Below are 12360 nucleotides of genomic sequence, written 5' to 3' on the forward strand. Positions count from 1 at the left end.
GTTAGGCGACTCGTTTAGGTGGCTGCACAATTAAATCTTCAATAATATGCACCTCATTAGTTTTGCTTACGGCGCGTTCGCGCCTTTGCAGCGGCAATTCTACTTGCACACTTTTCGTTAGCGTTTGGTATTCACTGAGTACCTGAAATAACCAAATTTCTGGCTGCCAACGCAGTTCGTTGTTGACTAGATAGTCGAGTGCGGAATGAGGATACTGGCTTTGAGCTGCATCGATAAAAAACTCATCAACATCTTGCTTTAACTGTCGCTGTTCAGTTTCAAGTACCGCGTCGCTAAACTGCGCCATGGCTTTTGCTGACTCACTCGATGAAGTTTGTTCAGTACGTAAGTGACGCGTTTTATGTAGCGCCTCATGCAGCACGTCTAACGTTTGTTGTTGAGTACTCTCAATACGCACATCCGCGTGAGCACCCGCACGAATACCACGCGCTAGGTTAAACAACTCGGGGACTTCACTGCGTTCAGTATAATCACTGACCTTAAGCTCGGGATGTTGACGCAGAAACTGCGCCATATTATTAACCAATAGACTACGCGACTGCTGTTCACGAAACCGGCTCATTAATTCAATCATTCGATGTTGAATCTCGAGCATACTTGCACGTTGTAAGCTTGTCCGGCGCTGTAGTTGCACAACCAGTAGTTGGCGTAGTTTTACATGACCATCGGCAAGCGCAATACACTCCTCGTAATCGACCATTGAAAGTCCGTCGAGTAATCGCTCGATTTGGTTTTGTGCCCGCTGGTTTTCAGCCATTTTCTCATCCAAACTGGCGGCAAAGCCAAAATCGGTATTCAATCGATTCCATAAACTGTGAATTGCTTCATCAAACTCAGAGACTAAGTCATAAACACGCTCTTCAATAATATGTAACTTTAACTCTGCTAGATACATATCACTGCGCTGGTGCGCCTTTCTGAACACATCGACCTGGTTGCGAATAGAGTCCAGCTTGTCCGCAACATCGGCTTGGATCGACCGTCGCCGTTCATCCACAACTAAATTAGCAATGAGTTGTGCAATAGGCGCTCGCAAACGATACCCTTGACCGTGCTCCGGCTGATAAATAATCCGTGCATTTAAGAGGTTACGCAGTATTCCTTCATTAACAGACAAAGCATCAAGCTCCCCCGTTTGATAGGCCTGCATCAAAATACCTGCATGTCGACCTATCAGGTTGAGTCGCTTTTCACCTTGCTCAAGCCGCTGGTCGGAAACATTGAGTTGCTCATCAGTCATCTACAATAACGCCTCTTGCTCAGGTGTCTCCTCAACGGGAAGGTTTTCTTCGTCGCGAATAAAGCGGATTACGTCCATCAAATAATCCACTTTTCCTGTCACAATAAAATACGGTCTGTCCGTGTGAGGCTGGATAAAATAACCATGCTCTACCAACCGCTTAGCAATTTGCTTTATTTGGGCATCGACAGTTTCGGCTTGCGAGTTAAAAAAGCGGTCACGTGCTAAATTTGCTAGGCGTTGTTTTAGACTGGGGTTGTCCTCACAGGCAACAACCCACTCGGGAAGCTTAATCGTGTCGCCAGGCACCAATGTACTATCGTGGCCGAGCGCTTCTTGTGTCAGAGTGAGCCATTCGAGTAACGGCATCAGTGTAGCAAGGGTCTGAATAAACTGTTGACGTAAATGCTCACGACCCGATTTATCAAGCGTCTGATAGCTTAAGAAAAAAACGCTCCCGTCAGCCGCCTGGCTCACGGTGCGATTTAACGGACGCAAATAATCATTTATCTGATTTTGTAATGTCTCATCTTGTAACTGTCGATGATACTCTGGGAAACGTTGACTACAAATAAACTCGCCAGCCAGTAGCGTCTCGATAATGGGACCAAATGTCATCATACGTGGTGCTCCTGTTGAACAAGGTGAGCCAGCTTCTCAGATAATCCAGAAACCTTTGGTTGAATGCGTTTCAACTGTCCTTTTCCCACCTTGTCTGGATGTGCCTCAATTAAGTAACGATGCTTAAATAGCATCAAAACATCAGACTCAGGATTAGGAAAGGCGCCTACAATTTGAATGTGATTGCTATCACACGCATCAAAAAGTTTCTCGACGTTGTGATAGGCCAACGTACCGATTTCGTCAATCGGCCAATGGAGCGTTATCGCCTCGCTATCCGTGCGTAACAAACGTGTGAAGGCTAATAAGAATTTACACAAGATCAGATAAGCCATTCCATGGCTCGACGATTCAGCGAGTTGGCGATCATTCCGAATCACAAGCTCATTGCCTGCTTCGGTTAAGAACAACTCAATCTTCAATAATGATTCGATACTGTATTTTTGATCGGCTCGCAAAATATCGGCGACCATTCCCAACTGCATCAAGTAGTCTTCGTTTGGAAGTCTATCGCCGGACTGCTGCCATTGCTCATAACTTGCTACAAACTGTGTGAGCGGTTCCCAAAATCCCAACGCATCGATAGTTGAGCTGATTTTAACTTCGGCGCGGTCGATGCCTGATAAAGACAGCTCATCGCCTACGGCATCAGTTAAACGCCGGCTGTACTGAGCCACACGCTTATGGATATCATTAAAGACAGTAAAGAAGTCTACTAAATCTTTACTAATATTGTGACCGGTCGCCAATATTGCCTGTTGGTGCTCTTCGAGATAGTCCAACATCACTTGGAAGAGTGCCAATTTCGATGCAATGTCTTCTCCCACATTCATGCGTTGTCGGCTTTCTTCCATGAAGTTAAGAAAGTCTACTTGCGCATCACGACGTAGTTGATTATCGAACTGACGAAGCTCCTCACTAAGGACTCTATCGCTATGCATGAAACGTTCGTACACATCATCGCATCGACCTAAAAGTTCGCTACTGTCTCTTTCCTTTAAGGCGCTTGCCTGTTGTCTTTGCTGCAACTCAGGCGTAAGTCCTGGCAAGTGATCGAGTTTACTGAGGCTGTCTCGTAATCGCTGTAACAACGCACTTATCTGTTCCAGTTTCAACTGAGTCTGCTGACGCAACTCGAGATCTTGCGATTTACTCTGTTCAAACACATTTTTAGCTAAACGTTTTTGATCTTCTCGCGTTAAAATCTCTGACTGCAACCGTCTTTCTTGCGCTTGCCATTGCGGACGTGCTGACTGCCAAACGGACTGTTTAAAATATCGATACTCGCGCACGCGCTCTTTCCATTGAGTCGCTTGATGTATCGCGTCATTTAACTGTTCTTCTCGTTGTTTTAACTGTTCAATATCCTGTTCATTGACACCTTGCTGAGCAAGTTTGTCGCTAAATGCTCGCTCCAATGCCTTAATATCGTCCTTAACCTGTGCACGTTCCTGTGCCTGCTGTTGACGTTCTAGCTCTTGCGACTCCTCAAGTTGTGCGATCACATCTTGCTGTTCAGCTTTCAACTCAATTTCTGCACTACGTTGCTGTTCGATTAACGCTTGCGTACTACTTTCAATGTGTTCATTAAGACTTTCTAGCCGCTCTTCATAAGCCTCTTGTTGTGCTCGAAGTTGTTGAGCTCGCTCCGAGACTTGTCGCTTTATATCCGCTTTTAATCGAGCTTGAGCATCAAGCGCATATTCGACTTCACGCTGTTGTTTTTGAAGCTGATGCTGCACCTGATGAACCTGAGCTTCAGCCTCGGATACACACTCGCTTTCGCGGCCTAGCTGCTGTTCAATTTCTTCGACCCGTTTAATCAGCGACTGTTGTTGGCTCTGTAGTTGCTCGAGTTCACGTCTGCCCTGCTCATTATCGTGTGGTGTCAACTCGATCGCCGTCAAATCAATCTGTAAACCATAAACACTGTCGTTGGCTTCTTCAAAAACAGGATTCAGGTCGGTGCGCTCTAATAGTGACGGACAAATGACCTTACCAATCGTGTCATGCCACGTAGGTAAATGGCTATGCAGAAAGCCTCGAAGGCTATCAGGATTGGGCTCAAGCTCGATCGCTTTTTGCTTAACGGTGATTTTTACTGAGGCTAACTGCTCACGCGTACGGTTTAATTCCTCACTGACACGTAGACGACTACGCTGTGACTGGTTGAGCTGTTCACGCGCTTGTTCGAGTTGATCGCGTTGCAGGGTGAGATGCTCTTGCGCATCAACAACGCGCTCGGACAATGCATCTAATTGCTGTTGCTCCTCTGCATTTGCGTGATGACTCTCCGAATTAAACGCGGCCAGTTTCAGCTTGACGGCTTCTCGCTCATCACGCCAACGGTCAGTTTGCTCGTTACGGTGGCGTTGATGTTGTTCACGGAACTCACTTAATGCCTCGCTGTGGCGTGCATGCAGCTCAGACAGTTCTTGCGCGAGTGCGTCGAGTTTAGCTTGATGCTTCACATCACGCCGTTGCTGCCGCTCCGTTAGTTTTAATTTCTCGCTATCGAGTTGTTGACGTTCAGCATGATGGGCCTCAAGCAAAACAATGCGCTGCTGTTTAACTTCCTCCGCTTGTTCCTGTAGCTCGGGCAAACGATCAATTGTATGTTCCCACTCCTCAATATTAGCGTCACGAAATTCATCGGCCCTGTTCTGTGCTTCATCCAGTTGTCGCTCAACTTGTTTAAGCTCGGCCTTGTACTCGCTCAGTGTCTCATTGATTTGATCGCGTTGCTGCTCATAATCGGCGGTGCGTTGACTAATACGTTGTTCAATTGTCTTTAACGTTGCCTTTAAATCACGCTCTTGATCAGCTAACTGCTCTCTATGCTCAAGCAATAAAGGTTGAATAGCCCAAAGCTCTGCTAACTCATCGCCATAGCGATGAGCACCGCTTGAGAGTTTAGTGAAAGCGGCCTGTAGATCATCCAAGCGCATCGTTTGCCGCATTTGTTCAATCCATCTGCGGATCTTTTCACCACGAATCGAACTGTGGGGGACAGCGTGCCCGTCTTCTTCTAGAATCGCCGCTAACATGCTACGTAAAGTATCCATTTTGCCTTCTTTAGCATGCACAGCACTGACCAGTTTTTCGATATGACGTAATTTATGAGGCGCTTTCACCAATGCAAAGCGTGCCGCCAATTGACGCAGTTTTACGCTATCTTTTTGGGTATGTTGCAACGCTTGTACATCATTTTGAATCAGCGTACGAAACTCGCTTGTTGCACTGATTTTATGACTAAAAAGATGCCCTTTCGCGCGCAATCGCTTCAACCACTCCTGGTAGTCAACCGCAACCACTTTATCACCTTGCTCGTCGAGGTAGTCTTGTGGGCAATATTCAGCATCGATAAAACGGTAATCAACGCCATCGTTGCGTTTGGTCAACACCACTTGGACGTCGCGTTGCGCCGCAGACCGATATGAATAAATAATGTAGCTATTACTGTACGGCAGATAGAACTTGTCAAAGTTGTCGCGGGTTTTAGGCACCACTTTATTGGGTTGCTCGCCATAAAACACGGGGATCATACGTTGTAACGTGGTTTTCCCCGACGCGTTACTACCACAAATATTGGTGTGCCCTTCTAAATCCAGTTCCACGATACCCGGGAGGTGACCGTTAATCATAATTATTTTTTTAAGACGAGCCGCATTACCTGCCATATTGTTCCTCGTAACACCTTCACCAAAGCCGTTAATGATAGCATGCATTCTGCATCGTGAGCGATGCACTAACGGACAATTTACATCCGTTAAAACCATAAAAAAAGCGCCCCAAAGGACGCTTTCAGCAATCGTTATGAATTAGCGGGTCATTAATCCAACACCTCTGCAGGTACTCTCACCCAGCCTTCCATAAGCACACGTGCACTTCGACTCATAATGGCTTTGACAGCACGCCATTCACCATCTTTTAGGAGCGTTTCAGCACCGACTTGCAACGTACCCGACGGATGACCAAAGTTGACCATCGTGCGCTCACCGCCACCGGCGGCTTGGTTTACTAATGTACCTGGAATAGAAGCGGCTGTGCCAATCGCCACCGCAGCCGTTCCCATCATCGCGTGATGTAGTTTACCCATCGACATAGCACGGACAAGCAAGTCAACATCACTGGCCTCAATCACTTTACCGCTCGAGGCGGTGTAGGTCTTACCGGGTGCTACAAAGGCTAATTTCGGCGTATGTTGACGTTGCACGGCTTCTTCTACCTTATCGATCAATCCCATGCGAACCGCGGCATGAGCCCGAATCGTTTCGAGTCGCGTCAAGGCTGCTGCGTCACCATTAATCGCTTCTTGCAACTCAGTTCCCTCATAGCCTAACGCCTCGGCACGCAGAAATACGGTAGGAATACCCGCATTGATAAAGGTAGCCTCTAAGGTTCCGACGCCAGGCACCTCAAATGTATCGACAAGATTTCCGGTGGGAAACATCTGCTCACCATCGGCGGAGGGATCCATAAACTCGATCGCCACTTCAGCCGCTGGAAACGTCACACCATCAAGCTCAAAGTCACCCATTTCTTGTACTTGTCCGTCTTGCATCGGTACCTTATTGACAATAGTTTTGCCAATGTTTGCCTGCCAAATACGGACTTCAGCGATACCGTTTTCCGGCACGCGATCGGCGTCAACGAGGCCTTGAGTTATTGCAAAAGCCCCCACCGCAGACGACAAATTACCGCAGTTACCGCTCCAGTCAACAAAGGGGGTATCAATCGATACCTGACCAAATAGATAATCGACATCATGGTTGGGTTGCGTGCTTTTCGACACGATGACCGTTTTACTGGTGCTTGATGTCGCGCCGCCCATACCATCAGTATGCTTAGCGTAAGGATCGGGGCTGCCAATCACGCGCATCAGAAGTGCATCGCGCACGTTACCTGGCTGCTGCGCGGCCTCAGGTAAGTCCGCTAAGTTAAAGAATACACCTTTTGAAGTCCCGCCACGCATATAGGTGGCGGGAATTTTCAACTGTGGCCTAAATTTCATATCAACTTGCCTCAGCCTCAAGAAAGTCTTGTGCAAACCGTTGAAGCACACCACCCGCCGAATAAATGGATACTTCTTCTTTGGTATCCAAGCGGCAGATCACGGGCACTTCAATATCTTCACCATTGGCTCGGTGAATCATTAAACTCAGTCGCGCACCAGGAGCCGGTTCGCCCTTAACATCATAGGTTTCAGAACCATCAAGTGCTAACGTCTTGCGGGTTGTGCCCTCTTCAAACTGCAGTGGCAAAACGCCCATACCAATTAAGTTGGTACGGTGAATACGCTCGAAACCTTCTGCTACGATAGCTTCAACCCCAGCTAAGCGGACACCTTTAGCGGCCCAGTCGCGCGATGAACCTTGACCATAGTCAGCACCTGCCACGATGATCAATGGTTGCTTTTGAGTCATATAGTGCTCAATCGCTTCCCACATGCGTACGGTTTTACCCTCAGGTTCAATCCGTGCCAACGAACCTTGAATCACATTGCCAGCATCATCCCGCACCATTTCGTTAAACAATTTCGGGTTGGCAAACGTTGCACGTTGAGCCGTTAAATGATCGCCACGGTGGGTCGCATAAGAGTTAAAGTCTTCTTCTGGCAAGCCCATTTTAGCGAGGTATTCACCGGCTGCACTGTCAGCAAGAATCGCATTCGAAGGTGACAAATGATCCGTAGTAATGTTGTCGCCAAGTACCGCTAAAGGACGCATCCCTGTTAAGCTTGGCTTAGCGGCCAACGCACCTTCCCAGTACGGGGGCCGACGGATGTAGGTCGACATTTCACGCCAATCATAGAGTGGGTTAATATCGTCACCGTAATCGACCGAAAGATTAAACATCGGATCGTACACTTTCCGGAACTGCTCAGGCTTAACGCTCGATTTAACGATAGCGTCAATTTCCTCGTCACTTGGCCAGATGTCTTTTAACGTGACTGCGTTGCCGTCAGTGTCATAGCCCAACACGTCTTTCTCGATATCAAAGCGCATAGTGCCCGCAATCGCATAAGCAACAACCAATGGCGGTGATGCTAAGAACGCTTGTTTTGCATAAGGGTGAATCCGACCATCAAAGTTACGGTTACCCGATAGCACTGCTGTCGAGAACAAATCACGGTCGATAATTTCTTGTTGGATCTTAGGATCAAGTGCACCACTCATACCATTACAGGTAGTACATGCAAACGCCACGACACCAAAACCGAGTGTTTCCAGTTCTGGCAACAATTGCGCTTCTTCTAAGTACATCTTAACCGTCTTAGAGCCCGGTGCGAGTGAGCTTTTTACCCATGGCTTACGCGTTAAACCCAATTTATTGGCGTTACGCGCTATCAAGCCCGCCGCAATCATATTGCGCGGGTTACTGGTGTTTGTACAGCTCGTAATAGCTGCGATAATTACCGCGCCATCAGGCATTTTTCCATCTTCAGGTGACTCAATATGTTTCGCCACTCCCCGCTCAGTCAACTCGCCAGCGGGCAACAATGAATGAGGGTTTGACGGCCCCGCTAGGTTACGTTTTACTTGGCTTAAATCAAACGTTAGAACACGCTCATATTCTGCGGTTTCAAGACTATCGCCCCATAACCCAGTCTCTTTGGCGTATTGTTCCACCAACTCGACCTGATCGTCATCACGTCCAGTTAATTTAAGATAATCAATGGTCTGCTCATCAATGTAGAACATCGCTGCCGTGGCACCGTATTCTGGCGTCATATTAGAGATAGTCGCCCGATCGCCGACCGTCAGGGCTTTAGCACCTTCACCATAAAACTCGAGGTAAGCACCGACCACACGTTCTTTACGCAGGAACTGAGTCAATGCGAGTACCAAATCGGTGCTGGTGATGCCTGGCTGTAACTTACCAGTCAATTCAACGCCCACGATATCAGGCAAGCGTAGATAAGATGCACGGCCAAGCATTACACTCTCAGCCTCAAGACCGCCCACACCTACCGAGATAACACCCAAGGCATCAACCATCGGCGTGTGGCTGTCCGTGCCTACGCAGGTATCTACAAAGGCGACGTTGTCACGCACTTGCACAACCGGTGACATCTTCTCCAAATTGATCTGGTGCATGATGCCGTTCCCCGGAGGGATAACATCCACGTTTTTAAACGCAGTTTTAGTCCAGTTAATAAAGTGAAAGCGATCATCATTGCGACGGTCTTCAATCGCACGGTTCTTCTCGAACGCGTCCTTTTCAAAGCCTGCATGCTCCACCGCGAGCGAGTGGTCAACAATCAACTGAGTGGGAACCACCGGGTTCACTTTTGCCGGATCACCCCCTTTCTCAGCGATAGCATCACGCAATCCCGCTAAGTCGACCAACGCGGTCTGACCTAAGATATCATGGCAAACGACACGGGCTGGAAACCACGGAAAATCATGCTCACGTTTGCGGTAAATTAATTGCTCAAGTGACTGTTTAAGAAGCTCGGGTTCACAGCGGCGCACCAAGTTCTCGGCAAAGACTCGGCTCGAGTAAGGTAGCTTGTCGTAGGCGCCCGCTTCAATATCTTCCACCGCTGCTCGAGCATCAAAGTACTCGAGCGTGGTGCCTTTTAACGATTTACGGTAATTCGAACTCATCCCACCACCTACTTATCGTTCGCTGATAGCGGGTACTGGACGCGCTTCTGGGCCGGTGTAATCCGCCGAAGGACGAATGATACGGTTGTTTGCGCGTTGCTCTTTCACGTGTGCCGTCCAACCCGTCACACGTGACATCACAAAGATAGGTGTGAACAGTTTTGTCGGAATGTTCATATAGTTGTATGCAGACGCGTGGAAAAAGTCCGCGTTCGGGAACAGCTTCTTCTCACGCCACATGACTTCTTCACAGCGCACAGAAACATCATACAAGCGAGAATCGCCATTCTCTTCGGCAAGCTTCTTAGACCATGCTTTGATAATGTCATTGCGTGGGTCAAACTCGCGATAAATTGCATGGCCAAAGCCCATGATCTTCTCTTTACGCTCGAGCATACCCATGAGTGTTTTCTCAGCATCTTCTGGATCTTTCATGTCCTCGATAAGCTCCATTGCGGCTTCGTTGGCTCCGCCATGCAATGGACCACGCAATGAACCGATCGCACCGGTTACACACGAGTGGATGTCAGATAGTGTCGAAGCACATACACGCGCTGTGAAGGTTGATGCATTAAACTCGTGCTCTGCATACAAGATTAACGACGTATTCATCACGTCAGCATGTAATTTAGACGGCGATTCATCATGCAATAGGCGTAGGAAATGGGCACCTGTGGACTGTTCTTCAGAATCAGTATCGATACGCACGCCATCGTGTGTAAAACGGTACCAATACAGCACCATACCTGGGAAAGTTGCAATCATACGTTCGATTTTATCGTCCGCTTCATCGAAGCTTTCTTCAGTCTCGAGGTTGCCTAACATTGAGCAACCTGTACGTAGCACGTCCATCGGATGCGCTTCTTTTGGAATACGCTCCAGTACGTCTTTGACTTCCTGCGGTAGGATGCGCATGGATTTTAGACGCTTACGGTATGCATCTAATTCAGCTTGATTGGGTAATTCACCCTTCGCTAGCAAATACGCGACTTCTTCAAAGCTCACCTTCTCCGCTAACTCTTTAATGTCATAGCCACGATAAGTAAGGCCAGAACCTGATTTACCCACCGTACATAGTGCGGTTTCACCCGCTGATTGGCCGCGTAATCCTGCACCACCTAGTTTTTTCTCTGCCATGGTTTTATTCCTTCTTAATTTGTTGTGATTGACTTGCGCCTAAGGCGCAAGCTACAAAATCAATTCTTGCGCCCAAGGCGCAAGCTACAAAATCAATTCTTGCGCCTAAGGCGCAAGCTACATAATCAATTCTTGCGCCCAAGGCGCAAGCTACCGAGCTTATTTTTTAAATAGGTTGTCTAGTTTTTCTTCGAACTCATGGTAGTTCAAGAACTCATAGAGTTCTGCACGCGTTTGCATATCATCAACAACCGCTTTCTGATCGCCGTTCTCAAGAATACTATTGTAGACATTTAACGCTGCTTTGTTCATCGCACGGAATGCGCTCAACGGATACAATACAATATCGACACCGACGTCAGCCAGCTCTTGCTTATTGAACAATGGCGTTGCTCCGAATTCGGTAATGTTAGCCAATACTGGCACATCAAGCGCTTCAGTAAAGGCTTGATATTGCTCCAGTGTGTGTACCGCTTCTGCAAAAATCGCATCCGCACCCACATCGACACACGCTTGCGCGCGCTCAATGGCAGCATCTAAGCCTTGTTGCTGCAACGCGTCAGTACGCGCCATAATTAAAAACTGGTCGTCAATACGGGCATCAACGGCCGCCTTAACGCGGTCAACCATCTCAGCTTGAGTAACGATCTCTTTATTTGGGCGATGACCGCAACGCTTTTGCGCAACTTGGTCTTCAATATGAATACCCGCTGCACCTGCACGCGTCATTTCTTTAACAGTGCGTGCGATATTGAATGCACCACCCCAGCCTGTGTCGGCATCAACTAATAATGGCAAGTCTGAAGCGCCGGTAATACGGCGAATATCTTCGCACACGTCATTCAGTGAAGTCATACCCAAGTCAGGTAAACCAAAAGAGGCATTAGCAACACCTGCGCCCGACAAATAAAGCGCTTTGTGGCCCACTTTTTCAGCCATCATGGCTGTGTAAGCGTTAATCGTACCGACGATCTGCAAAGGATTTTCTTGTTCAATTGCACGACGCAGTTTTGCGCCCGCACTTTGGATTCCGTTACTCATTATCACTTCTCCTGTTGTGCTAGTTTAATTTCGATGTTTTTACGCGACGCGCTAATATGACGCCGCATCAATAAGTCCGCGAGTTCACCGTCACGATTGCCAATGGCGGTCAAAATCGCTTTATGCTCATCAAAGGCGCGTGAAACACGAGGTCCATTCATCCCCATTTGGACGCGATACATCCTGACCAAATAGTAAAGTTCATCACAGAGCATATTTATCAGATAGGGATTCTTGCTCCCTAAGATGACACGATAATGAAAGTCCAAATCGCCCGCTTCTTGATAGTAACTTTCACCTTCGCGCACGCGCTGATGCGATAAGTGTTGGTCAAGCAAACTCTGAAGTTGCTCGATTTCCTCGGTTGCCATGTACTCGGCAGCCAACCGACACGCTAACCCTTCTAATTCTTCCCGAATTTGATATAAATGGATGAGTCCTTGATAAGATAGCTGAACGACACGGGCTCCGGCATTTGGCGTTCGTTCAATGAGATGGCAGCGCTCCAACCGAGCAAGTGCCTCGCGCAGAGGTGCACGGCTGATGTTAAATTTACGAGCAAGCTCAGGCTCGCTAATTTTGCTCCCAGCGGCAATTTCGCCCTCGACCACGGCTCTTTGAATCTGAACAAGAACCCGGTCAGCGGAGGTTACAGCTGGTTTGGCAATAGGTGAAAGCACTTCCATA

At 48.0% G+C, this 12360-nt stretch carries 8 protein-coding genes; all 8 read right to left on the bottom strand.

All coding sequences use genetic code 11. From position 1 onward, the window contains the following. Position 1: 1 nt before the first annotated feature. Positions 2–1261 (bottom strand): hypothetical protein, encoded by a 1260-nt coding sequence (locus OS145_RS06380; RefSeq protein WP_006955435.1) that lies wholly within the window; start codon positions 1259–1261, stop codon positions 2–4. Further along, a complete protein-coding gene (locus OS145_RS06385) occupies positions 1262–1882 on the bottom strand; it encodes a condensin complex protein MksE (protein WP_006955436.1) in 621 nt (206 codons plus the stop codon). Beyond that, the gene (locus OS145_RS06390) at positions 1879–5562 is read right to left on the bottom strand and encodes an ATP-binding protein (protein ID WP_006955438.1); all 3684 of its coding nucleotides are present in this window, start codon (positions 5560–5562) and stop codon (positions 1879–1881) included. The genes OS145_RS06385 and OS145_RS06390 overlap by 4 nt, the downstream gene beginning before the upstream one ends. A 152-nt stretch (positions 5563–5714) precedes the next feature. Beyond that, on the bottom strand, positions 5715–6896 hold the full coding sequence (prpF, locus tag OS145_RS06395; RefSeq protein WP_006955439.1) for a 2-methylaconitate cis-trans isomerase PrpF: 1182 nt from the start codon (positions 6894–6896) through the stop codon (positions 5715–5717). 1 nt (position 6897) lies between these two features. Next, a complete protein-coding gene (acnD, locus tag OS145_RS06400) occupies positions 6898–9495 on the bottom strand; it encodes a Fe/S-dependent 2-methylisocitrate dehydratase AcnD (RefSeq protein WP_006955441.1) in 2598 nt (865 codons plus the stop codon). Positions 9496–9507: 12 nt separating this feature from the next. Beyond that, a complete protein-coding gene (gene prpC / locus OS145_RS06405) occupies positions 9508–10632 on the bottom strand; it encodes a bifunctional 2-methylcitrate synthase/citrate synthase (protein WP_006955442.1) in 1125 nt (374 codons plus the stop codon). Between the two features lie 159 nt (positions 10633–10791). After that, entirely contained in the window at positions 10792–11673 is an 882-nt protein-coding gene (prpB, locus tag OS145_RS06410; protein WP_006955443.1) for a methylisocitrate lyase, read from the bottom strand. A gap of 2 nt (positions 11674–11675) precedes the next feature. Further along, positions 11676–12359, bottom strand: a complete 684-nt coding sequence (locus OS145_RS06415) for a GntR family transcriptional regulator (RefSeq protein ID WP_006955444.1) — start codon at positions 12357–12359, stop codon at positions 11676–11678. Position 12360 lies beyond the last annotated feature (1 nt).

It is taken from the genome of Idiomarina baltica OS145 (assembly GCF_000152885.1).
Lineage (GTDB): Bacteria > Pseudomonadota > Gammaproteobacteria > Enterobacterales > Alteromonadaceae > Idiomarina > Idiomarina baltica.

Coding starts and splice junctions, on each gene's coding strand:
- OS145_RS06380 (WP_006955435.1), bottom strand. CDS start 1,261: ATGACTGATGAGCAACTCAATGTTTCCGACCAGCGGCTTGAGCAAGGT.
- OS145_RS06385 (WP_006955436.1), bottom strand. CDS start 1,882: ATGATGACATTTGGTCCCATTATCGAGACGCTACTGGCTGGCGAGTTT.
- OS145_RS06390 (WP_006955438.1), bottom strand. CDS start 5,562: ATGGCAGGTAATGCGGCTCGTCTTAAAAAAATAATTATGATTAACGGT.
- prpF (WP_006955439.1), bottom strand. CDS start 6,896: ATGAAATTTAGGCCACAGTTGAAAATTCCCGCCACCTATATGCGTGGC.
- acnD (WP_006955441.1), bottom strand. CDS start 9,495: ATGAGTTCGAATTACCGTAAATCGTTAAAAGGCACCACGCTCGAGTAC.
- prpC (WP_006955442.1), bottom strand. CDS start 10,632: ATGGCAGAGAAAAAACTAGGTGGTGCAGGATTACGCGGCCAATCAGCG.
- prpB (WP_006955443.1), bottom strand. CDS start 11,673: ATGAGTAACGGAATCCAAAGTGCGGGCGCAAAACTGCGTCGTGCAATT.
- OS145_RS06415 (WP_006955444.1), bottom strand. CDS start 12,359: ATGGAAGTGCTTTCACCTATTGCCAAACCAGCTGTAACCTCCGCTGAC.